Origin of the sequence: Pseudomonas fragi, from assembly GCF_900105835.1 — a bacterium.
In the GTDB taxonomy this organism is placed as follows: Bacteria; Pseudomonadota; Gammaproteobacteria; order Pseudomonadales; family Pseudomonadaceae; genus Aquipseudomonas; species Aquipseudomonas fragi.
Genome location: NZ_LT629783.1, coordinates 355,378 through 377,859, shown reverse-complemented (window position 1 = coordinate 377,859; position 22,482 = coordinate 355,378). Strand labels below are relative to the sequence as shown.

19 protein-coding genes and 1 pseudogene are annotated in these 22,482 nt (G+C 61.3%); 7 read left to right on the top strand and 13 right to left on the bottom strand.

Features of this window, described 5'->3' with window-relative positions; translation table 11 throughout:
- Positions 1–229 precede the first annotated feature (229 nt).
- Complete coding sequence (locus BLU25_RS01680; RefSeq protein ID WP_016780630.1) at positions 230–769, top strand: DUF1523 family protein; 540 nt, start codon at positions 230–232, stop codon at positions 767–769.
- A gap of 36 nt (positions 770–805) precedes the next feature.
- On the opposite strand, the gene BLU25_RS01675 is transcribed toward BLU25_RS01680, so the two are convergent.
- Positions 806–1,345 (bottom strand): RrF2 family transcriptional regulator, encoded by a 540-nt coding sequence (locus tag BLU25_RS01675; protein WP_016780629.1) that lies wholly within the window; start codon positions 1,343–1,345, stop codon positions 806–808.
- A gap of 276 nt (positions 1,346–1,621) precedes the next feature.
- Here BLU25_RS01675 and BLU25_RS01670 point away from each other — a divergent pair.
- Positions 1,622–2,818, top strand: a pseudogene (locus tag BLU25_RS01670) (NAD(P)/FAD-dependent oxidoreductase); the annotation flags it as partial.
- Between the two features lie 18 nt (positions 2,819–2,836).
- Here the strand turns inward: BLU25_RS01670 and BLU25_RS01665 are convergent.
- Both BLU25_RS01665 and BLU25_RS01660 read right to left on the bottom strand, forming a co-directional pair.
- Positions 2,837–4,138 carry an MFS transporter gene (locus tag BLU25_RS01665; RefSeq protein ID WP_016780625.1) on the bottom strand — a complete coding sequence of 434 codons (1,302 nt, stop codon included), beginning with the start codon at positions 4,136–4,138 and terminating at the stop codon, positions 2,837–2,839.
- A gap of 273 nt (positions 4,139–4,411) precedes the next feature.
- On the bottom strand, positions 4,412–5,275 hold the full coding sequence (locus BLU25_RS01660) for a GGDEF domain-containing protein (protein ID WP_016780624.1): 864 nt from the start codon (positions 5,273–5,275) through the stop codon (positions 4,412–4,414).
- A 183-nt stretch (positions 5,276–5,458) separates the two neighbouring features.
- Here BLU25_RS01660 and BLU25_RS01655 point away from each other — a divergent pair, with 183 nt between their 5' ends.
- The 4 genes from BLU25_RS01655 (at position 5,459) to BLU25_RS01640 (ending at position 9,876) form a co-directional block, all read left to right on the top strand.
- On the top strand, positions 5,459–5,830 hold the full coding sequence (locus tag BLU25_RS01655) for a GFA family protein (RefSeq protein ID WP_029611372.1): 372 nt from the start codon (positions 5,459–5,461) through the stop codon (positions 5,828–5,830).
- A 488-nt stretch (positions 5,831–6,318) separates the two neighbouring features.
- The gene (locus BLU25_RS01650; RefSeq protein WP_016780621.1) at positions 6,319–7,677 is read left to right on the top strand and encodes an 8-oxoguanine deaminase; all 1,359 of its coding nucleotides are present in this window, start codon (positions 6,319–6,321) and stop codon (positions 7,675–7,677) included.
- 96 nt (positions 7,678–7,773) lie between these two features.
- The gene (locus BLU25_RS01645) at positions 7,774–9,288 is read left to right on the top strand and encodes a nucleobase:cation symporter-2 family protein (RefSeq protein WP_016780620.1); all 1,515 of its coding nucleotides are present in this window, start codon (positions 7,774–7,776) and stop codon (positions 9,286–9,288) included.
- Positions 9,289–9,510: 222 nt separating this feature from the next.
- The gene (locus BLU25_RS01640; RefSeq protein ID WP_029611371.1) at positions 9,511–9,876 is read left to right on the top strand and encodes a hypothetical protein; all 366 of its coding nucleotides are present in this window, start codon (positions 9,511–9,513) and stop codon (positions 9,874–9,876) included.
- 45 nt (positions 9,877–9,921) lie between these two features.
- Here the strand turns inward: BLU25_RS01640 and BLU25_RS01635 are convergent, their stop codons facing one another.
- From BLU25_RS01635 to BLU25_RS01595, 9 genes are all read right to left on the bottom strand, one after another.
- Positions 9,922–11,133 (bottom strand): YeeE/YedE family protein, encoded by a 1,212-nt coding sequence (locus tag BLU25_RS01635; RefSeq protein ID WP_016780618.1) that lies wholly within the window; start codon positions 11,131–11,133, stop codon positions 9,922–9,924.
- Positions 11,134–11,782: 649 nt separating this feature from the next.
- Positions 11,783–13,063 (bottom strand): C4-dicarboxylate TRAP transporter large permease protein DctM, encoded by a 1,281-nt coding sequence (gene dctM, locus BLU25_RS01630; RefSeq protein ID WP_016780617.1) that lies wholly within the window; start codon positions 13,061–13,063, stop codon positions 11,783–11,785.
- Positions 13,060–13,698: a TRAP transporter small permease gene (locus BLU25_RS01625; protein ID WP_016780616.1), complete on the bottom strand. Its 639-nt coding sequence runs from the start codon at positions 13,696–13,698 to the stop codon at positions 13,060–13,062. The genes dctM and BLU25_RS01625 overlap by 4 nt, the downstream gene beginning before the upstream one ends.
- A gap of 87 nt (positions 13,699–13,785) precedes the next feature.
- On the bottom strand, positions 13,786–14,778 hold the full coding sequence (locus BLU25_RS01620; protein ID WP_016780615.1) for a TRAP transporter substrate-binding protein: 993 nt from the start codon (positions 14,776–14,778) through the stop codon (positions 13,786–13,788).
- A gap of 78 nt (positions 14,779–14,856) precedes the next feature.
- A complete protein-coding gene (locus BLU25_RS01615; RefSeq protein WP_016780614.1) occupies positions 14,857–15,684 on the bottom strand; it encodes an HpcH/HpaI aldolase/citrate lyase family protein in 828 nt (275 codons plus the stop codon).
- A 16-nt stretch (positions 15,685–15,700) separates the two neighbouring features.
- Positions 15,701–16,906 (bottom strand): CaiB/BaiF CoA transferase family protein, encoded by a 1,206-nt coding sequence (locus BLU25_RS01610; RefSeq protein WP_016780613.1) that lies wholly within the window; start codon positions 16,904–16,906, stop codon positions 15,701–15,703.
- Entirely contained in the window at positions 16,903–18,273 is a 1,371-nt protein-coding gene (locus BLU25_RS01605; RefSeq protein WP_016780612.1) for an MmgE/PrpD family protein, read from the bottom strand. Before BLU25_RS01605 ends, BLU25_RS01610 begins: the two co-directional genes overlap by 4 nt.
- A 37-nt stretch (positions 18,274–18,310) precedes the next feature.
- Positions 18,311–19,474 carry an acyl-CoA dehydrogenase family protein gene (locus BLU25_RS01600; RefSeq protein ID WP_016780611.1) on the bottom strand — a complete coding sequence of 388 codons (1,164 nt, stop codon included), beginning with the start codon at positions 19,472–19,474 and terminating at the stop codon, positions 18,311–18,313.
- A 21-nt stretch (positions 19,475–19,495) separates the two neighbouring features.
- Positions 19,496–20,323: an HTD2 family dehydratase gene (locus BLU25_RS01595; protein ID WP_016780610.1), complete on the bottom strand. Its 828-nt coding sequence runs from the start codon at positions 20,321–20,323 to the stop codon at positions 19,496–19,498.
- Positions 20,324–20,446: 123 nt separating this feature from the next.
- Between BLU25_RS01595 and BLU25_RS01590 the strand changes: the two genes are divergently transcribed.
- Positions 20,447–21,376: a LysR family transcriptional regulator gene (locus tag BLU25_RS01590; protein ID WP_016780609.1), complete on the top strand. Its 930-nt coding sequence runs from the start codon at positions 20,447–20,449 to the stop codon at positions 21,374–21,376.
- A 2-nt stretch (positions 21,377–21,378) separates the two neighbouring features.
- Here the strand turns inward: BLU25_RS01590 and BLU25_RS01585 are convergent, their stop codons facing one another.
- Positions 21,379–22,437, bottom strand: a complete 1,059-nt coding sequence (locus BLU25_RS01585; RefSeq protein ID WP_016780608.1) for a GlxA family transcriptional regulator — start codon at positions 22,435–22,437, stop codon at positions 21,379–21,381.
- Positions 22,438–22,482 lie beyond the last annotated feature (45 nt).

Below are 22,482 nucleotides of genomic sequence, written 5' to 3'. Positions count from 1 at the left end.
GAGGGTATCGACACGATCTACCTCACAGACCTTGTCGTCAGCATCGCGAGCAGGCTCGCTCCCACAAAGAAGAGGGGCGCAGGCCTGCGGGCAAACGCACAGCTAAAATGCTACAAATTATGTAGCCAGCGCATGCAGGCCTTGTAGTCCATTGGGCAGGCTGCGATAAGCTGCGCCGCAAGTTCAATCAACAGTCATCAGGAATAATTGATATGTGCGTGGTTTTTGCATGAAATGGCTCAAAGGCATCATTCTGGGAGTCATCCTGCTGGCAGTCGGCGCAGTGGCGCTGGGGCTGTTTTACTTTCTGCCCCAGCACGATGTGGTGATGGTCACGGGGGTTGAGGTCAAGCGCATGGATCACAACGGCGTGATCAGCGCAGAAAACCCGGCCGACGGCCCGACCCGCGATGTGTACTTCATCAATACCGAGGATCCGGTGACCAAGGAGGTCATGGTTTATCGCAACGAAGACACCGGCTGGTCCTTCCCCTGGTATTTCAAGTTCGATTCTGCCGATATCCAGGCCAAGGCCCAGGGTTACTCCCGCGATGCCAACCAGCTGGCGCTGATCCGCTACTACGGCTGGCGTATCAAGATCTTCTCGGTATTTCCCAATATCACCGCGATTGAGGCCACCAACAGCCGCGACGAGCCCTTCCCATGGTTCAACACGGTGTTCTTCAGCGTGCTGGCACTGCTTTTGATCGTGATTGCCGTCTTTATCAAGCGTCGCGTCAAACGTCGCCCGCAAATGCCGGTCAACTGATCGCTGCGCCCCTTCGGGGGCGCATTCACGGGGGCGTCAATCGCTGACGTCCACCAGCGGCACATTGCCCCTGCCGCCACGCCGGCTCTGCATCCACTCATTGATCCCCGCGGAAAACCCCGCGGGTGCCTTGCGCCCGAACGAGCGCGACAGGTCGAGAATGGTCTGCTGGCTCAAGGCTTCTTCCATACGCTTCTGTGCCGTGATCATGGCACCGTGAATAGCGCAGGTGCCTTGCGTTGCCCACGGCGGCGCGTCGCCCTCGAACAGCGCGCAGCGACCACGCACTTCGCGACACTCGAACATGGCCTTGCGCCCGTCGATGGCCTGGGCGATATCCAGCATCGAGATCTCTTGCGCGAGCCGACCCAATCTAAAGCCCCCACGCACGCCCTCGGTTGCGATCACCAACCCGGCCTTGGCCAGTTTGGTGAAAATCTTCGCCAGGTACTCATGGGGCACGCCTTGCAGATCGGCGAGCTCGCGCACACTGGCCTCCCGGCTGTCGCCCAGATCATCGACCAGAAACAACAGGCAGTGGATGCCGTACTCGACCCCCGCGCTATAGAACGCCATATCAACTCCGACTGATTCATTCCAGACAAAGCTATCAGCAGCCCCCTGTTGAGGCAAATTCAGCCTTGGCAAAAGCGCCTTCTACTCTTCACAAATTACATTTCAATTACTTTGCATCTAATTGAAATTAATAGTCTTTACAGATCAAAAACACAGACCACAAATAATTCCCGGCAGGACAGGCCTTGCCAATCTATAACTACGACAACTATAGTCGTAGTTATCGAGCAGCCCAACGGCACAGCTCACAGCCCCCTCATGACCCGGGAATGACTTATGAAAAAGACTATCTTGATTATCGGCGCAGGCTTCGGCGGTTTCTGGAGTGCCCTGAGTGCCGTGCGCCTGCTCGACCAGCACGACCGCCAGGACATCAGCGTGCAAGTACTCGCCCCTGTGGCCGAGCTTAGGGTGCGTCCACGCTTCTATGAACCGCAGGTCCACACAATGCGCACCTCGTTGACCCAGCTGTTTGAGGCTACCGGCGTGCAGTTCATTCCCGGCCTGGCCCGGCAGATTGACGTTGCACAGCACACCGTCACTTATCAGGACCCGGCCGGGATGACGGCCACACTGGGCTACAGCGCGCTGGTGCTGGCGGCCGGCAGCCAACTCAACCTGCCGGATATCGAGGGTTTGCAGGCGCACGCCTTCAATGTCGACTCAATTGAACAGGCCGAACGCCTGGAAACCCATATGCAACGCCTGGCGGCCTTGCCCGACACTCCGGCACGCAGCACGGTGGTGGTTGCAGGTGGCGGCTTTACCGGTATCGAAACGGCCTGTGAAATGCCCGCGCGCCTGCGCGAAATCCTCGGTGCCGATTGCCAGCCACGGGTCATCATCATCGACCGCGGGCAAAGTGTAGGCGCCTCAATGGGCACCGCCATCGCCCCGGTGATCGCCGAGGCAACCGCCGAACTGGGGGTCGAATGGTGCCTGTCCAGTTCGGTTGTCGCGGTGGACGAGCACGGCGTCACCCTCGCGGACGGCAAGCGCATCGACGCTGCCACCGTGGTCTGGACAGCAGGCGTCAGGGCCAGTGAGCTGACGGCCCAGGTGCCTGCCGAGCGCGATCCGCTGGGCCGCCTGCATGTCGACGCCAATTTGCGGGTCATCGGTTCGCCAAACGTTTTCGCCACCGGCGACAGCGCCTTCGCTGCCTGCGACGAGCTGGGCAACCATGCACTGATGACCTGCCAGCATGCCATTGCCCTGGGCCGCTCGGCGGGCAATAACGCCGCCGCCCAGTTACTCGGTGTGGCGCCGGTACCTTACCGCCAGAGTAAATATGTCACCTGCCTGGACCTGGGCGCCTGGGGCGCTGTCTTCACCGAAGGCTGGGACCGCCAGGTCAAGCTGGTACGTCAGGAAGGCAAGGCGCTGAAAACCCAAATCAACACCCAGTGGATCTACCCGCCCATCGCCGACCGCGACGTGGCGCTGGCGGCGGCGGACCCGCTGAATCCGGTGGTTGCGTACCCCTGCGGATCAGGCTTTGCCGACAATCGCCACCTGCTCATCCTGATCCGCACCATCGACCTCGCGCTCATGCTCCAGCACGGCCTGGGCCAGGTCTTCGGTGACGCGCATCTCGACCCCGACGGCCGACATTTGTGCCGCTGCGGTAAAGGGTGCAGCGGTCACAGGCTCCGAGCCCTTGGCGCGGCGCCAGGCAAACAGCAGCACCAGGCCCACGTTCAGTGCAGCCAGGGCCCAGAACAGCCCGGCTTCGCCGACCCGGGTCATCAGCGGCGAAATCACCAGCGGGCTGATGGCACAGCCCAGCGAGTTGATCAGCAGCAGACCCTGGATCATGCTCACGATCGCCCCCGACGATGCCCGGTCCGCCGCATGGCTGACCGCCACCGGGTAAATCGCGAAGATACCGCCCCCCAGCAGAAAAAACGCCACCACCAGTAATGGCGAACCGGCTGGCAGCATCAGGATGATCAGCGACAGCAGCGCACAGGCAGCGCCCAGCACGATCAATACCAGGTGGCGGTCCTGATGGTCCGACCAGCGCCCGACCGGGTACTGCAACAGCATGGCACCAAGAATCACCCAGGCCATCATATGCCCCACTTCGGTCACGTCCAGGCCGATACGTTGCAGGTACAAGGGCAACAAGGCATAGACCGCGGCAATCGCAATGCCCGAACCAAAACAGCCAATCACCCCGGTGGGCGTCGCACGCAGCAACTGCAGCGGCATCAGCGGTTCTGCGCGCTCAACAATGGGGGTTGCCCGCGGCAACATGACAATGGGCAACATCGACAGCGAAGCCAGAATGGCGGCGATCATAAAGGGCACCGTGTCACCGGTCAGGGCAATGGCCCCCAGGTTGACCTGCCCCAGCAACCCCGCACCGTAGAGGGCAATCATGTACAGGGCCAGCAGGCGCCCGCGAATCTTGGGGTCGGCGGCCATCAACAGCCAGCTTTCCACCACCAGGAACACGCCGACGCTGGCCCAGCCATTGACCAGGCGCAGGACAAACCACGTCCAGGGTTCGGATGACATGCCCTGGAACAGGATCGAGGTGGCAATCAGCGCTGCGAAGCAGCTGTAGGCGCGGATATGACCGATGCGCACAATCAGCCGGTCATTGAAGATCGAGCCCAGGGTCAGGCCGATAAAATAAGCCGAAGACACGATACCGACCATGGTCGCCGACTGGCCCATTGTGTCCAGGCGCAGGGTGGTCAGCGAGGCAAGCATGCCGTTGCCGATACTGATGATAAACAGCCCAAGTAACGGCGCCAGCGCCATCGCCAGCAATTGGACAGACATGATTGACTCTAGACCTCATTGATCAATGGCTAACCCGCTCGGGCAAAAGCACAGCGGCACCTGCCGGCACAGGCCGGGGCGAGACAGAAAAACCGGGGTGTGTGATTGTGCGTCCTCGACGCCACGGACGTGGCGAACAAGTGACAGGCAAGGCTCAAGACAAGCATCGACCAGGCAGAATCAGGGCGCGCATAGTAGCCGCACACAGGTACAAGTTGAAGAGAGCAGCCGGGGATTTATCAGGCCATTTTGCCGCAGGTACCCAGCCCCTTGTCACCCGGCCCTGGAGCGTTGCCGTTTAATCCGGTACATATCGCCATCGGCATGGCTGAGCAACGTATCGGCATCCTCCCCGTCCACGGGGTAAAAGGCCATGCCGATACTGCAGGACGGCATCTGGATCCCGCCGAATTCAGCCCCGAGCGGCTCGGCCATCGCCACACTAATCTGTTCGACCTTCCAGGCCACATCGTCGGTTGACTGGATATCGGTCAACAGCACAGTGAACTCATCACCGCCCATGCGCGCCACCGTGTCCGATTCGCGCACGCAACCGTGCAGGCGCTGCGCAGCCATGCGCAACACGCGATCGCCAATGGCATGCCCGTAGACATCATTGATGCCCTTGAAATCATTCATGTCCACAAACAGCAGGGCCAATGTGCTGTTGCGTCGGCGCGCAGCGCGCAGGGCCGTTTCCAGGCGGTCATTGAACAGCGCACGGTTGGGCAGTTGGGTCAGCGGGTCGTGATGGGCCAGAAAGCGCAATTCGTCCTCGGCCGCCCTCAAGGCTGTCACGTCCCGTGCAACCCCGATCCGCGCACCGACATCCTCAGACCAGAAGGCGGCCCAGAGGATATGCACAACCCCGCCATCCTTGCGGATATAGCGGTTGCGAAAATCAACATGGGGCTGGCCATTCATCACCCGGACAATGGAGGCGCGCGAAATCGCCAGGTCCTCAGGGTGGATATAGTCCGTGATCAAGGCCCCCGTAAGCTCGTCGGCACGGTAACCAAGCAGGGCCTGGCAGGCATCACTGACAAAGGCAATGCGGTTGTCCCTGTCGACCACAAACACCGTGTCCAGCATCAGATGGATCAGTTTGGGATAGAGCGCCTGCAGGTCAACGGCCATAACTCGGGGTGTCCAATTGGAAAAACGCCTTGATCATAGCCTGATAGCAAATTAATGGCCAAATAAGCGTTTTATGTGGCATTTTTGGCGCCAGATTTTGGTCGATGACGTCATCGCGAACGTCGTTCAAGGGATTGCGTCGAGGTGCTAGAGTCCGTGTTTTTCAGGGTCAGGGACGTACACATGCCAGAGAGATATCAAGGAAGCTGCCTGTGCGCAGCGGTGCGCTATGAACTGCTAACGGCGCCAAAAGCGGTGAGCCATTGCCATTGCGGCCAGTGTCGCAAAGGCCACGGTGCGGCCTTTGCCTCCTATGCCAGCGTTGCGCGTAGCGCACTGCGGGTGCTTCAGGGTGCCGACAAGATCACCGCCTACCCCTCCTCGGCCACGGTGGTGCGCGAGTTCTGCTCGAAGTGCGGTTCCAACCTGTTCTGGTCACGCAGCGAAGGTGAATTCGCCGACTGGGTTTCCATTGCCCTGGGCACGCTCGACACGCCCTTTGTGGCGCACAAGCAAACCCATATCTATGTCGACACACCGGTTCACTGGGTTTAAGCGCATGGCTTGCCCGGCCATTGCGGGCGACACCCTTCTGTGAGGGGGCTTGGCGTTGCCTGGGCAATCCTGCGCCTGGAGCAAAGCCAAAGCCCGACATCAGCGGCTAAACAGGCCCCATGCTGAGCGGATCTACCCACCACACACCCGCAAAACCATATCCCGGCCACAATCGGCAATAACACTGCATTTTTAACTGTATACAATAATAACCAATTCTGGTTACATCGCTGCACGCCTACGACACCGGCAAACGCCGCTGCGTATTGCGACGGTCAATCACCATGCAGCTTGCACAGCAACTTCAATCCACCGCGCCAAACCGGCGCATGTCATCCCGCATTCACTGCGCCCATGGGTGTGCCAGTGAACCGACCGCCCCTGCCCGGCCATGCTGTATCCGGCTGCCAGGGCTTGGCTCAAGCCGAAAACCGATGCCTGCAACAGCATTACGTTGAAAGCAAACTCCAAACGGAAGAGGAATACCCATGGCAAAGACTTTACTGGTCAAGAACGCCGAACTGCTGGTCACAATGGATGGTGAACGCAGGGAAATCAGGCGCGGTGGCCTGTTTATCGAAGACAACCTGATCAAGCAGGTCGGCCCCAGCGAATCCCTGCCGCAACAGGCCGACGTGATTCTGGACATGACCGGCAAGGTGGTGATCCCGGGCCTGGTCAACACCCATCACCATATGTACCAGAGCCTGACCCGCGTTGTGCCGGCAGCCCAGGACGGCGAGCTGTTCAATTGGCTCAACAACTTGTATCCAATCTGGGCGCGACTCACGCCGGAAATGATCGCGGTTTCGACTCAAACGGCAATGGCAGAGCTGATTCTTTCCGGCTGCACCACCTCCAGCGACCACCTGTACATCTACCCCAACGGCTGCAAGCTGGACGACAGCATCCATGCCGCTGCAGAGATCGGCATGCGCTTTCACGCCGCACGCGGCAGCATGAGTGTGGGCCGTAGCCAGGGCGGCTTGCCACCGGACTCGGTGGTGGAGAAAGAGAGCCATATTCTCAAAGAGTCCCAGCGTCTGATCGAGGACTACCACGACCCGCGTCATGGCTCGATGCTGCGCATGGTCGTGGCGCCCTGCTCGCCCTTCTCGGTCAGCCGCGACCTGATGCGCGAGGCCGCAGTGCTCGCCCGCCAGTACGGGGTATCGCTGCACACCCACCTTGCCGAGAACGTCAGTGACATCGCCTACAGCCGCGAGAAGTTCGGCATGACCCCTGCCGAGTACGCCGAAGACCTGGGCTGGGTCGGCCCCGATGTCTGGCACGCCCATTGCGTACAACTCGATCAGCACGGTATTGAGCTGTTCGCCCGCACCGGCACCGGGGTTGCCCACTGCCCGTGTTCGAACATGCGCCTGGCTTCAGGCATCGCGCCGATTCGCAGGATGCGCGACCACGGCGTGCCGGTGGGGTTGGGGGTGGACGGTTCGGCGTCCAACGATGGCGCCAGCATGATTGGTGAAGTACGTCAGGCCCTGCTGTTGCAGCGGGTCGGGTTTGGCCCCGATGCGATGTCCGCTCGCGAGGCCCTGGAAATTGCCACATTGGGGGGCGCCAAGGTGCTTAACCGCAATGATATTGGTGCACTGGCACCTGGCATGGTGGCGGATTTTGTCGCTTTCGACCTGGGCCATCTGGCCTATGCCGGGGCCCATCACGACCCGCTGGCAGCGCTGGTGTTCTGTACCCCGACTCACGTCCATACCAGCGTGATCAATGGCCGCGTGGTGGTCAAGGACGGTCAGCTCACCACCGTCGACCTGCCGCGGGTGCTGGAACGCCACAACCAGTTGGCCCACCAGTTGGTCAGCGGTGAATAACCCCTTCAGGCCGTTGAGTGCCTGAACGGGCTCAACGGATGCAACTGAAAACGTGCTGTTAGACGCATCTAAAATAACAAAAGCGAGCTACTCACCATGACTTCTACCTCTTCCCCTCGTCCAGAAGACGAAAACCTCGGTACTGGCGCCAACCTGGCCTACGGCCTGCAGCACGTCCTGACAATGTATGGGGGCATCATTGCGGTGCCCCTGATCATTGGCCAGGCAGCCGGCCTCTCATCGGCCGACGTTGGCCTGTTGATCGCCGCTTCGCTGTTCGCCGGTGGCCTGGCCACACTGTTGCAGACACTGGGCATCCCTTTCTTTGGCTGTCGCCTGCCGCTGGTGCAGGGGGTGTCCTTCGCCGGTGTCTCCACCATGGTCGCCATCATTGGCGGTGACGGCGCAGGAGGCCTGCCGGTGGTGTTCGGGGCGGTGATCGTGGCTTCCGTGATCGGCCTGCTGATCACACCGCTGTTTTCCAGCATCACCAAGTACTTTCCGCCCCTGGTGACGGGCATTGTCATCACCACCATCGGTCTGACCCTGATGCCGGTCACGGCACGCTGGGCCATGGGCGGCAACAGTCAGTCACCTGAGTTCGGCAGCATGGCCAATATTGGCCTGGCGGCAATCACCCTGGTGCTCGTGCTGCTGCTCAGCAAGCTGGGCAGTGCCAGTATCTCGCGCCTGTCGATTCTGCTGGCAATCGTTATCGGCACACTGGTGGCGACCGCCGTTGGCATGACCGACTTCTCCCGGGTGCTGGAAGGCCCGCTGGTGGCATTGCCCGAAGTACTGCACTTCGGCATGCCCGAGTTCCGCCTCGCGGCCATTCTGTCGATGCTGATCGTGATTATCGTGACCATGGTCGAGACCTCCGCCGATATCCTCGCGGTGGGCGAGATCATCGAAACCAAGGTCGACGCCAAACGCCTTGGCAATGGTCTGCGCGCCGACATGATTTCCAGTGCACTGGCGCCGCTGTTTGGCTCCTTCACCCAGAGCGCCTTTGCGCAGAACGTTGGCCTGGTCGCCGTGACCGGAATCAAGAGCCGCTATGTGGTGGCCACCGGCGGGCTGATCCTGGTAACCCTGGGACTGCTGCCGGTGATGGGGCGCCTGGTCGCCGCCGTGCCCACTGCCGTGCTGGGCGGTGCTGGCCTGGTGCTGTTTGGCACCGTCGCAGCCAGTGGCATCCGCACCCTGGCCCAGGTGGACTATCGCAACAACATGAACCTGATCATCGTCGCAACATCCATCGGTTTCGGCATGATCCCGATTGCAGCACCCAACTTTTACCAGCACTTCCCGACCTGGTTCGAGACCATCTTCCACTCCGGCATCAGCTCGGCCGCAATCATGGCCATCCTGCTCAACCTGCTGTTCAACCATCTGCGGGCCGGCAACTCCGACCAGCAATCGGTATTCGTCGCCGCCAGCGACCGCATCCTGCGCTCGCGGGATATCAGCTGCCTCAACGATGGTGATGTGTTTCGCGATGGCAAGCTGTTTGACTGCAATGGCAAGGAAGTGCCAGTAGTCGAGTCCGACGAGCATCCTGAACAGGCTCCGGCCCTGCGTAAAAAAAGCTTCGAGCAAGAGCACTAGGCAGCAATAACCTTGGCAAAACGGCGCTCAGGCGCCGTTTTTTATGCTGCTGTGCTGAAAGCCGATACCTGCCGGAGGGTGCTGGCAAGCAACAGGCTATCGAACTTTTCCCGGTTTACCTGTCTATGTGAATACGCTTATCTGCCCGGCAAGCGCGCCCCGCGCGGCGTTGCGCAGTAGAGAGCCACACATTCGAATGATATTCAGAGGTTATCTTCGCTCATGAAATTCCACGCCCCACGGATGGTGCTTTTGAGCCTGTTCGCGTTTGCGGCAATGGGCTCGGCATCTGCTACACCGACAAAAGCCTTGCCCGCGGCTTTTGCCACTCAACCTGCAGCCCTTGAAGCGGCGGCAGCCAACCCCTGGCCAGCGCTGGCCGGTGAACAACCCGCGCCCCTGCTTGCCCGTGACGACCACCACCGCTACGACAACCGCTGGCAAGCGCGCCGGGACGAGCGGCGCAGGGAAAACTGGCGTCGCGATCAATGGCGCCGCGAGCAAGCCCGCCGTGAAGCCGAGCGCCGCCGCCATGACCGGGCCATGCACCAGCGCTACGACAACCATCACCGCGATTATCGCCGCTGATCCAAAAGGGGCTGCAGTCCATCAGGCAGCCCCTGCCCGGAATATTCAGCAGCCGCTCAACGCCACCTGTGGCCGCTCGCCGGCAAAGAACAACGGCCGCAGGCGCACGCCCACACTGTTGCCGATAAACGCCGCCACCAGCCATACCCAGCCATGCAGGCTGCCCGAAGCGATGCCGCTGAAGTACGCGCCAATATTGCAGCCATAGGCCAGACGCGAACCATAGCCGAGCAGCAAACCACCAATCACCGCCGCCACCAGCGAGCGCAGCGGAATATTCAGGCTGGGGGCAAAACGCCCGGCCAGACCTGCGGCCAACAGCGCACCGAGGACAATACCAATGTCCATCACGCTGGTGATGTCTTCCCACACCGGCGCGGCCAGTGCCTTGGCATTGCCCGGCATCTGCCAGAACCCCCAACTGCTGACATCAACCCCCAGCCCGCTGGCCGCCTTGGCGCCCCATAGCGCGAACGCCGAGGTAATGCCCCACGGCCGCCCGGCCAGGGCCAGCGTGGCGTAGTTGAGCAGCGCGAGGCCAATCGCCCCCCACACCAATGGCCACGGCCCACGCAAAAAGCGTCGCAGGCCCTGATGCTCACTGGTCACGCCTGCTTCAAGGGTACCGTGCCGGGATTTCTCCAGGCGCACAGTCACCGCGGCGATGACCGCGAACACGGCCAGGCTCAGCAGCAAGGCGGGAACCACGCCGAGGCTTTTGACGATAGAGGTCGCTGGAAACGCAGGCAGGGCAAACCACCAGTCAACATGCTGGGTGGCAATCAATGATCCGCAGATAAAGAAAAACAGGGTCACCAGCATGCGCGCATTGCCGCCGCCCACGGTAAACAGGGTGCCTGAGGCACAGCCGCCGCCCAGTTGCATGCCGATGCCGAAAATAAACGCACCGAACACCACCGACACGCCGATCGGCGCCACCAGCCCGACCACCGGCTGACCAAACAGGGTGCCCGCGCCCAACGCCGGGAAAAACAGCACCACGGCCACAGCCAGCATCACCATTTGCGCGCGCAAGCCTGCGCCACGGCGATCATTGATAAAGACCCGCCAGGCCGAGGTAAAGCCGAATGCCGCGTGGTAAAGGGTCAGGCCCAGTGCTGCGCCGACAATCAGCAACAGCACCTGGCGCGAACCGACACTGTTTTGCAGAAACACGGCGCCCAGCACCAGCAAGACAAAGGCCACCAGCGGCGCAATCGGCTTGCGCGCAGGCGTTATGGAAAGAGAACTGCTCATGGGGAATTCCGATACAGATGAGTTGGGTGGGTTGCGAGGCGCACGAGTATACCTCCCCGAGCGGCGCCTGCCCCAATGAGCAGGCGCCCCGGTCCAACCGACTGACTTGGCAAGGTGCCAAGCTAACCGGTTGGCCCGCTACAACCTGTCGCAGACCTGTGGGCGCTGGCTGGCAGTACCTCGGTTTAACTGACAGACCGCGCCGCCCGCATCGCGAGCAAGCCCGCTCCCACACTGTTCACTGCAAGGCGACACACAACCTGTGGGAGTTGGCTTGGCAGCACCTCGTTTAACTGACAGACCACCCTGCCCGCATCGCGAGCAAGCCCGCTCCCACACTGCTCACTGCAAGGCGACACACAACCTGTGGGAGTTGGCTTGGCAGCACCTCGTTTAACTGACAGACCACCCTGCCCGCATCGCGAGCAAGCCCGCTCCCACACTGTTCACTGCAAGGCGACACACAACCTGTGGGAGTTGGCTTGGCAGCACCTCGGTTTAACTGACAGACCGCGCCGCCCGCATCGCGAGCAAGCCCGCTCCCACACTGTTCGCCCCCACACTGTTCACTGCAAGGCGACACACAACCTGTGGGAGCTGGCTTGCCTGCGATGCAAGCAACTCGTTCTACCTGACTGCCCCCCCACCACTACATCCCCAACCAGTTCGGCAACGCCAACGACACAAATGGCACATAGGTCACCAGCACCAGGAACGCCAGCATCACCAGCAACCAAGGCGACACCGCACGCACCACGCGAGTCAGCGGCATGCCCGTCACCGCCGAGGTGACAAACAGGTTAAGCCCGGTGGGTGGCGTGATCAGGCCGATCTCCATATTCACCACCATGATGATGCCCAGGTGGATCGGATCAATGCCCAGTTGCATCGCAATCGGGAACAGGATCGGCGCCAGAATCAGGATGATTGCCGAAGGCTCCATAAAGGTGCCGGCAACCAGCAACACGATATTGACCACCAGCAGGAATTCAATTGGCGTAAAGCCCTGCTCCACCACCCAGGCGGTGATCGACTGCGGGATCTGTTCAGTGGTCAGCACATGGGCAAAAAGCATGGCGTTGGCGATGATAAACATCAGCACCACACTCAGTTTGCCCGCCTCGACAATCACCTTCGGGCATTCACGAATGGTCATGTCCTTGTAGATAAAGATCGCCACGAATGCCGCATAGACCGCCGCCACGGCAGCCGCTTCAGTCGGTGTGAACATGCCCGAGTAAATACCGCCAAGGATGATCACAATCAGCATCAACCCCCAACCGGCCCGGCGCCCTGCAGTGACGATTTCCTTGAACGAAGCGCGAGGCAGCGAGGGCATGTCTTTCACCCGCGCCATGATGTAGATGGTCACCATCAATACCAGCCCCAGCAACAGGCCCGGCACAACACCGGCCATAAACAGCTTGCCCACCGAGGTTTCGGTGGCAGTGGCATACACCACCATGACGATCGACGGCGGTATCAGGATGCCCAGGGTACCGGCGTTACACACGATACCGGCGGCAAAATCCTGCTTGTAGCCAGAACGCACCATGCCGGCAATCACGATCGAGCCCACTGCCGCCACGGTGGCCGGTGAAGATCCACTCAGCGCCGCAAACAGCATGCAGGCCAGGATTGCGGCGATGGCCAGGCCTCCCTTGATATGGCCGACGCAGGCGTTGGCGAAATCGATAAGGCGCCGGGCCACGCCGCCGCTGGTCATAAATGCACCCGACAGCAGAAAGAACGGGATCGCCAGCAATGTGTAGTGCTCGCTGGTTTCAAACAGCTTGATCGCCAGTGAACGCACCGAGTCGTTACTGAAAAACAGGATGGTCATGGCCCCGGACAAACCCAGGGATATCGCCACCGGGATGCCGACAAACATCAGCACGAACAGGGCGACAAAAAGGAAGGCAATGGTCATTTTGGAGTCCCCTGCTGGTCGTTCTCCGCCAGTTTGACGGCGTCATCCACTTCACTGTGCAAGCCCAGGCCTTGCTGCTTGCCCTGGATGATGCGGATAAAAATCTGCAGGAAACGCACGAACATCAGGGTAAAACCGATCGGCACGATCATTACGATCTGCCATTGCTTGATACCGAAGCGAACCAGGTCTTCAGCGCTGGTGCCCACCGCATACAAGGTGGCTACCCACTGCTCGCTGGAGTACGCCATCAGCACGCAGTAACCCAGGCAAATGGCCACGGCGAGCAAGGCCACCCGCCGCTGGTTGGCAGGCTTGAACTGGCGCACCAGCAAGTCGACGCCAATATGCGCGCCAATGCGCACGCCCCAGGCCAGGCCGACGAAAATCAGCCAGCCGAACATGGCCTTGGTCAGCGCCACACTCCAGGTCATTTCCTGGGCGACGTAAAGAATGCTGTCGCCGATGCCGAGCATGGCCTCATTGGCGAACGGCAGCGAATCCCCCAATGAATAGAAAATCCCGTAGAGGTTGTTGAATACCACATACGCGAATGTAACCAGGGTCATGCCTGCAAGCAGGAACGCCACCAGCATTTCTTCCGCGTGATTCCAGACACGAACGGCTGCGTGCATGGGTTATCTCCCTTGAAAGAGCGATCGCAAAGCGACAAAAGGCACCGCTGGCGGCACCGCCCGGGGCCGCCAGCAACAATAAGGTGCTTAGCTGTCCTGGTTGGCCTGCTCGGCGGCGGCGATCACATCAGGACCGATATCGCTCTCGAACTTCTTCCACACCGGGCGCATGGCTTCACGCCACAACTCGCGCTGCTCCGGGGTCAGGGTGATGATCTCGCTGTTGCCGGAATCGGCAATGCGCTGACGGGAGGTCTGGTTCAGCGCCTCGGCCTGCTTGTTCACCTCCACGGTGACCTCGGCCATGACTTCGTCCAGGGTTTTGCGCACCTCTTCAGGCAGGCCATTCCAGAACTTGGTGTTGGTGATCACCATGTAGTCGATGGCGCCATGGTTGGACTCGGTAAAAAACTTCTGCACCTCATACACATTCTGGCTTTCGTAGTTCGACCAGGTGTTTTCGGTGCCATTGACCACACCGGTCTGCAAGCCCTGATAAACCTCGGCAAAGCTCATCTTGCGCGGCGCCGCACGCAGGGCCTTGAACTGTTCATCCAGCACCGCAGAAGCCTGTACGCGGAACTTCAGGCCACGCGCATCCTTGGGCTCGTACAGCGCCTTGTTGGCGGACAATTGCTTCATCCCGTTGTGCCAGTAACCAAGCCCGGTAATCCCCTTGCCCTCCATCGACTTGAGCAGCGCCTGGCCTTGCGGGCTTTGCTGGAAGCGGTCGAGTGCATTGATATCGGTAAACAGAAAGGGCAAGTCGAAGATCTGGATCGGCCTGGAGTAATGCTCGAACTTGGCCAGCGACGGCGCCAGCAGTTGTACGTCTCCGAGCAGCAGCGCTTCCATTTCCTTGCCGTCACCAAACAGCGAGGAGTTCGGATAGACCTCGACCTTGACCTGCCCCGGCAGACGTTCCTCGGCCAGTTTCTTGAACATCAACGCGCCCTGCCCCTTGGGCGTGTGCTCGGCGACAACGTGGGCGAACTTGATGCTGATGGGGTCGGCAGCGCTCGCAAAACCTGCGAATAAGGGAAGTGCGCAGGCCAGAGCCTTGAGGGTGTGCTTGAACATGGGTACATACCTCTTGTTGTTATTGATTTGGTAGTGCCTGGTGTTGCCTGTAGTGCGTTTGAACCTGTTCGCCCGACCTCAGGCCGGCGCCAGACCGGCCCGGCGCAATACCCGCCGGGCAAGGCCGATCACCGGGGCGTCGACCATCTGCCCGTCGACCACAAACACCCCGCCCCCGGATGCAACGGCATCCAGCACCCGGCGAGCCCAATCCAGTTCTTCCGGGCGGGGCATATAGGCGCCGTGAATCAATGCCACCTGGCTCGGGTGAATGCACAGCAGGCCGCCAAAGCCCATGTCCCGGGCATCGGCGGCCATTTGGCGCATGCCGTCAATGTTTTTGATGTCCGCGAACACGCTATCCAGCGGCGGCGCCAGTTGCGCCAGGATGCTGTGCAGCAAAATGGCGTAGCGCGCCTGATCAAGGATGCGCTGCGCAGCCTCGGTGCCGCTGGCCAGGCCCAGATCCAGGCCCAGGTCCAGCGCACCGAAGCTCAAACGTTCAACACCGCGGGCTGCGGCAATGGCCGGCAATTCAAGCAGGCCCCTGGCGCTTTCGATGATCGGCCACACCGGCTTGCCGCATGCCGTCGCCAGTTCGACCTGTGCAGCGCTTTCGGCCTTGGGCAGCAAGACCGCCACCACGCCGGGCTGGCGACGGCATAACTGAAGGTCCAGCGCCTGCTGCTCGTGCTGTGGCGCATTGATGCGGACCAGTACCCGGGCCTCGGGGTTGGCATCAAGAAAGGCATCCAGATTGGCCCGCGCCTGGGCCTTGAGGGGTTCGGCTACGGCGTCTTCCAGATCGACGATCACCGCATCGGCAGCGCTTTCCAGCGCCTTGGGTATCCGCTCGGGACGAGTGGCCGGGACAAACAACGCTGAACGAATCGGGGGGTTATCCATCACTGTGCTCCATGCCTTAAACCGCTCCTTGTTGATGCAAACGCTGGATCGCATCCGCGCCATAACCCAGTTCACCCAGCAGCCTGTCGGTGTGCTCGCCCAGGTCGGGCACTGCATCCATACGTGGCTCGAAAGCCGTGTTGCGCCCCGGTGGCAAAAGCGCTGGCAACTTGCCCGCCGGGCTGTCCACCTCACGCCAGCGTGCGCGGGCAGCCAGTTGCGGATGAGCCCACACACCGGCCATATCGTTGACATGGGCATTGGCTATCGCTGCCCCGTCGAGCCGGGCAATCACCTCATCGGCGCTCATCCGGGCAAAGGCTTGCACGATAATGGCCCGCAACTCGCTGCGGTTCTCGGAGCGCCGCGCATTGGCATTAAAGCTCGGGTTACTCGCCAGGTCTGGTTGCAGCAACACCTTGTGGCAAAATTGCTGCCATTCGCGCTCGTTCTGCAGGCCGAGCATCACCGTGCCGCCGTCGCCGACAGGGAACGGTCCATAGGGGTAGATGGTGGCGTGGGCGGCGCCGGCTCGCGGAGGCGGCGCCGCACCGTCGTAGGCGTAATACAGCGGGTAGTTCATCCACTCCACCAGGCTTTCCAGCATCGACACATCGATACGGCTGCCCTCGCCGGTCTTGTCCCGCAGCAGCAAGGCTGAGAGCACGCCGGTATAGGCGTACATGCCGGCGGCGATATCGGCAATCGAGCAGCCGGCCTTGGCCATGTCGTTTTCCCCGGGCCCGCCGGTCACGGACAGAAAACCGCCTTCGCTCTGGATCAGCAGGTCATAGGCTTTTTTCTGCTCATAAGGCCCGCCCTCGCCGTAGCCGGAGATATCGCAGACGATCAAGCGTGGAAAGCGCTTGTGCAGGGTTTCAAAAGACAGCCCCATGCGCTCTGTCGCCCCCGGCGCCAGGTTCTGCACCAGTACGTCGGCGCTGGCCAGCAGCTTGTCGAGCACAGCCGCGGCCTCCTGCTGCTTGACGTCAAGGGTCAGGCTTTCCTTGGAGCGGTTGGTCCACACAAAGTGCGAAGCCAGGCCATTGACCCGCTCGTCATAGGCGCGGGCGAAATCGCCGGTACCCGGGCGTTCGATCTTGATCACCCGCGCCCCCAGGTCAGCCAGCTGGCGAGTGCAAAACGGCGCGGCAATGGCGTGTTCCAGACTGACCACGGTAATGCCGTCCAGTGGCCGCGGTTTGTGTGCAGTGGCGCTCATGATGGGCTCCCGGTGCGCGTCAGCACACTCAAGTTGTCGAGATGGCGCAGGTTCCAGACCCGCTCGACCAGCCCGCTCGCTTGCTCGTTGCTGCGCGCCCCCGAGAAAGCCAGCAGGCGGCGAAACTTGTCTTCCAGTTCGGCGCGGCTGAGGGTATTGCCCGGGTCGCCCTTGGGTTCGTCGATGCTCCCGTGCAAGGTAGTGCCCTGCACCGTGGTCACCGTTACCCGGCCCAGCCAGCGCTGTGGATAGGCACTGTCGACTTCCTCGTCCAGTTGCATGCGCACCTTGTCGCGAAAGTCGCTGATGCGCGGATCGGTCAGGGCATGCTGATGAAATTCGGGCAACCCGGCCTTGCCATAAACGGCGATCAGGCCCAACACGGTGCCCATGGAGAACTTGGCCTGGTGCACACTCTGCGGCACCTCTACACGACCCAATACATCGATGGCGCCCTGATGCACCCGGGTGGTGACGCTGGCAATGTCTGCTGCACCCAGGCCCTCGCGCTGCATCAATGCCAGCAGCGCATCGGCCGCCGGGTGGGTGTGGCGGCACGAGGCGTGAAACTTGAATGAAGTTTCCGTCAACGCCCAGCGGCTGCCCAGGCGATCGGACAGGCAAGCCGGGTTGGCATCACTGGACATGCCAGCCGCCATGCCTTGCTCGCCTTCGAGGATATTCTTCGCCCCGGTCAGCCCTTCGGCTGTCATGTACGCCGCCAGCAAACCATCGGCCGCGGCCTTGGCGGTATGCAGCTGCTTGGAGTCTGCCGCGTCACGCAGAAACTCCCACAAGCCCGCCGCCTGGGTACCGGCGCTGCCCAGTAAATGGGTGAACTGCTGCTGGTTGAAATCCATCAGTTTGCCAACGGCCACCGCGGCCGCCAGGGTGCCGACCGTGGCCGTGGTGTGAAAAATGCGGTAATGCGAGCGGCCAAGAAATTCGCCAATGCGAATGCCCGCCTCATAACCGGCGACAGCGGCGAGGATCAGCTCGCGGCCGGTTTTGCCCAGGTCCTGTGCTGCCGCCAGCACCGCTGGAAACACCACCGTCGCCGGGTGCAGCACCGAGCTGTTGTGCAGGTCGTCCTGCTCCACCAGATGGGAGCTGGCACCATTGACCAGCGCGGCAAAATACGCCGAGGTGGTTTGACCATTGACCAGAATCCCGGCAGGGCCGCTGGCCGGGCCCATCTTCGCGGCGTAGCGCTCGAACAGCGGGATCGGCTGTGCGCCCTGACTGGCCAGGGCCGAGCCCAACCAGTCGAGAAACAGATCTTCGGTACGGCTGATCACCGCTTCGGGCAACTGCTGGTCATGCAGGCTGGCCAGGAACCCGGAGAGCGCTTGTGTGTGCTGACTCATGTAGCCTTCTCCATCAATGTCGACAGGCAGAACCGGTTTAGAAGGAACGCGGCAACTCAAGCAGATGCTCGGCCACATAAGACAGGATCAGGTTGGTGGAAATGGGCGCCACCTGATACAGACGGGTCTCGCGGAACTTGCGCTCGACGTCGTATTCATTGGCAAAGCCGAAGCCGCCGTGGGTTTGCAGGCAGGCGTTGGCGGCCTCCCAGCTGGCCTTGGCCGCCAGGTACTTGGCCATATTGGCTGCGGCTCCGGCCTTGCCGCCGCTGTCATACTCTTCACAGGCGCGCCAGCGCATCAGGTCGGCGGCCTCCAGCTCGATATGAGCTTGCGCAATAGGAAACTGTACGCCCTGGTTCTGCCCGATCGGGCGACCAAACACCACGCGATCACGGGCGTACTGCGCGGACTTTTCATTGAACCAGCGGCCATCGCCGATGCATTCGGCGGCGATCAGCGTACGTTCGGCATTGAGCCCGTCGAGGATATAGCGAAAGCCTTTGCCCTCTTCGCCGATCAGGCTGCTGGCAGGGATTTCGAGGTTGTCGAAAAACAGCTCGTTGGTCTCATGATTGACCATATTGGCAATCGGCTGCACGGTCAGGCCATTACCGATGGCTTCGCGAAAATCCACCAGGAAGATCGACATGCCGTCGACTTTTTTCTGCACATCGGCCAACGGCGTGGTGCGGGCCAGCAGGATCATCAGGTCGGAATGCTGCACCCGCGAGATCCACACTTTCTGGCCGTTGATCACATACTTGTCACCCTGGCGCACAGCGGTGGTCTTGATTTTGGTGGTGTCAGTGCCCGTAGTCGGCTCGGTCACCCCCATCGACTGCAAACGCAGCTCACCGCTGGCCAGCCGGGGCAGGTAGTAGCTTTTTTGTGCTTCGCTGCCATGACGCAGCAAAGTGAACATGTTGTACATCTGCCCATGCACGGTGCCGGAGTTGCCGCCACAGTGGTTCACTTCCTCCAGAATCACCGAGGCCTCGGCCAGGCCCAGGCCCGAACCGCCGTATTGCTCCGGGATCATCGCCGACAACCAGCCGGCCTCGGTCATGGCGGTCACAAAGGCCTCAGGGAAGCCCTTGGCTTCGTCAATCCGGCGCCAGTACTCGGCCGGAAACTCCGCACACAGGGCGCGCACACCCTCGCGAATGGCGTTGTAGTCTTCGTTCAGATACGGATTCATTACAGATCCTTATTGGAGTTATTAGTCGAAGCTCACTTCGCCCTGCTGGGCGATGCCCTCTGAATTGCCCACCCACAGCTCGGCCTTGCCCGCCGCCACGACACGCCCGCGCACCACAAAAGGATGGGGCGCAATCAGTGGCCGCACGCCGCGATAGGCAAAGCGCCGCACCTGGGCCTGGGGATTGGCGCGGCAGAAAGCGCGCAGGCTCAGGGTGGCCATCAGCGGCCCGTGTACCACCAGGCCCGGATAGCCTTCGGTGTCGGTCGCATAGGGCCAGTCGTAGTGGATGCGGTGGCCATTGAAGGTCACGGCCGAATAGCGGAACAGCAAGGTCGGGCTGGGGGTGATCGACTCCTGCCAGATGCCCGTGGGCATGGGCTCGCCACCTGCCAGCTTGGGCGGCGTGGGTTCGCGGTAGACGATGTCCTGCTCTTCGCGAATAGCCAGCTGGCCGTCCTGCAGATAGTCATGCTGGACGGTGACGAACAGCAACGAGCCGGTTTTACCGAGCTTTTCCCGCACATCGAGAATCGTGGAAATACGTGTCGCCCGGGCGTCCACCCTGAGTGGCGAGTAAAACTCGACACGCCCGCCTGCCCACATGCGGTTGCGGTTATCGGCGGGTGGCAAAAAAACGCCCCGGGCCGGATGCCCGTCAGCGCCCAGGCCATCCTGCGCAATTGCGGGCTGAAAAAAACACCACTGCCACAACGCCGGCAAAGGCTCCCCGGCCTGCGGCACCTTCTCGCCAAAAGTGGCGGCGATACGGGTGACCAGATTCTGGCTCAGATGGTCATGGATTTCTTCAGTGCGGCCGATCCAGTCGCTAAGTGCGTTATCGCTCATCGGTGATTGCCCCGTGGCTTGTTATTTTGGCCATGATTGCCAAAAGCCGGGCGATCTGTGAATCTGCGATTCGGTAAGGGGGCGTTCGGTTTTGGTTAACGCCCCAACCAGTGGAAATCCAATATGCATTTTGATCTTGTCGACCTGCGCCTGTTTATTCATATCGCCGAATCCCCCAGCCTCACCCAGGGTGCGCGCAAAGCGTTTATCTCACCGGCAGCGGCCAGTGCGCGGATCAAGAGCCTGGAAGAAAACCTCGCCAGCCGCCTGCTCTACCGCGACAGCCGCGGCGTTGAACTGACCCCTGCCGGTGAGCTGTTTCTGCAGCATGCACGGGTGATCATGCGCCAGGTGGACTACATGAAAAGCGAGTTCACCGAGTACGACACCGAGGCGTCCGGGCATATCAAGATCTTCGCCAACACCACGGCGGCCAGCGAATTCTTGCCGGAAATCCTGGCCGGTTTCCTGGCCGAACGCCCCGGTGTCACAGTGGACCTGCAAGAGCGCCTGAGCCGCGATATCGTCCGCGGGGTCATGGATGGCTCAACGGATATGGGCATCATTGCCGGCCCGGTCGAAGCCGACAGCCTGCAGGTCATCCACTTCAGTACCGACCAGTTGATCCTGGTCACTCCCCTCGATCACCCCCTGGCCCGCTGCAAGTCGATCAAACTGGCTGACACCCTGGCCTATCCCCATATCGGCCTGCACGAAGGCACGACCCTGCTGCGCTTTTTGCATGAACAGGTCGCCCTGCACGGCAAGACCCTGAACATGCGCATCAAGGTCTACAGCTTCGAGGCCATGTGCCGCATGGTCGAAGCCGGGGTGGGCATTGCCATCCTGCCGGAGTCTTCGGCCCATCGCCATCAACAGACCATGGGCCTGTCGGTGATCGAACTGGACGAGCCCTGGCGGGTGCGCGAACGCAGCATTCTGGTGCGTGACCTGCAGGCACTGCCCAAGGTGACCCGGGCCTTGATCAATAGGGTGCTGGCCCATCACAAGGGCGTTGGCCAGGCGTCAGGCCCAGTATCCGTGCAGCCCTGAGATCAGTCTTGCAGCACAGCGCATGGGTTCTGGTTTCGGTAGGCGTGCGGGCTGATGCCCAACTGCTTGTGAAACACGCGCCGCATGCGCTCCTCCCGACCAAACCCTGCAGTTTCGGCAATCCGCTTGATCGGCTCGCTCGTGGTTTTCAGCAACTGACAGGCGGCATCAAGGCGCAACAACTCTACTGCCTGGGCGGGGGTATGGCCGGTAGTGGCCACATAGGCACGGGCAAAATGGCGCGGGCTCATGCCAAATTGCTCCGCCAGTTTCTCCACCCGCAGATCGCTTTGCAGGTTGGCCGCAATCCACCCATGCAGGCGCACCAGACGCACGTCCGGGTCGGTCCGCAGGGCCCGGGACTGGGCATTGAGCGACGCACTGAGCTGGGGCTGTTTGGCCGAACGCCAGAGGAAAACGGTGAAATAGCGCGCCAGCTCCAGGGCGGCATGGGCGCCGAGATCCTGCTCCACCAGCCCCAGCGCCAGGTCAATACCGGCAGCGGCCCCCGCACATGTCCAGAGGTTGGCGTCGTGCAGGTACAACCCTTCACTCTGGCACTGCAGCGCCGGGTAGCGGGCTTGCAGTTGTTCGGCAAATTTCCAGTGGGTCACCACCTTGCGCCCATCGAGCAGGCCGGCTGCGGCCAGGGCGAAGGTGCCTGTACCTATGGAGCACAGCCTGCGTATATGCGCGGCGCGGCTGCGTAACCAGCTGCAGACATGCGCGCTGGCTTCAAGTGCTGACACACCCGGCCCGCCAGCCACTATCAGGGTGTCGATCACTGGCGCCTGGCGGTCGAGCTGCTCCAGGGACAGTGTATTGACGCTGATCCCGGAAACCGACGTGATCTGGCCTCCTGCCGGTGATACAAGCACCAGCCGATAAGGCGGATGACTGGCAAAAGCGCCACCCAACAGTCGGGGTATGGCGGCGAACACCTCCAGCGGTCCCGCCGCGTTGAGCAGCAACAGCTCATCGAACGCCAGCACCACCACCGTGCGCGGCATGGCAGCAAAAGAGGGGTGTTTGGCATGGAGCGCCACGGTTTGCCTCGACATACTCGATTCCACACACAGGGGCGCCCGACAATGCTCCCCTACTGC